We start from the raw sequence: 804 nt of genomic DNA on the forward strand, positions 1-804 counted from the left end.
GTCGTAGAGCAGCGTCGAATTGACGACGCGGGTGTTGATCGAATGCAGGCTCGCCGCCGTCAGCAGGCCGGCGACCAGTGCGACGAAAGCGGAAAGCACATAGCGCAGCACCAGCATCGGCCGCACCGGAATGCCGATGTTGCGGGCGGCAACCGGATTGTCGCCGGCGAAGTAGATGTAGCGGCCCCATTTGGTGTAGCGCAGGAACAGGAAGAAGAGGAAGGCGAGGCCGGCAAAGACGAACACCTCGACCGGAATATCGAGGAAGCGCAGGCCGCCAAGCAGCTCGACCCAATGGCCCTGCGGCACCGGCACCGCATCCTGCGTGATCAGCTGCGAGCGCACATAGCCGAAGACGAAGGAGCCTGTCGCCAGCGTCACGAAGATCGCGGGCACATCGGCATAGGCGACGAGAAAGCCGTTGAGCAGGCCGATGGCCAGCACACCGGCCAGCACATAGGCGAAGGCCAGCCCGTCCGGCGTTCCCGAATTCAGAAGTTGCAGATACCAGGCGACAGACATCGCCATGATCGCCACGGCGGAGAGGTCGATGCCGCGTCCGATGATGACGACGGCCATGCCGAGCGCAAGGATGCCCAGCACCGACACCGAGCGGACGATAGCGACGAGATTGTTGGGGTCGATGAAACCTGGCAGGCCTATGGCCGCTGCAACGAACAGCACCACCGCTATGGCAAAGACAATGCCTTCCTGATTCAGGCTCCTGAAATTCGGCCAGCCGATCGTGTTCATGTCTGCGTTTGCCCCGATGGCAGCGCTGCCATCCCTGGGAAAGAACGCTAA

The 804-nt window shown here is 62.3% G+C and carries 1 protein-coding gene; it reads right to left on the reverse strand.

Annotated elements, in window-relative coordinates; translation table 11 throughout:
- A partial coding sequence (locus tag EN750_RS37040; protein WP_145968317.1) for an ABC transporter permease occupies positions 1–753 on the reverse strand: 753 nt, incomplete at its 3' end.
- Between the last annotated feature and the right edge of the window lie 51 nt (positions 754–804).

Origin of the sequence: Mesorhizobium sp. M7A.F.Ca.ET.027.03.2.1 (assembly GCF_003999175.1) — a bacterium.
GTDB lineage: Bacteria > Pseudomonadota > Alphaproteobacteria > Rhizobiales > Rhizobiaceae > Mesorhizobium.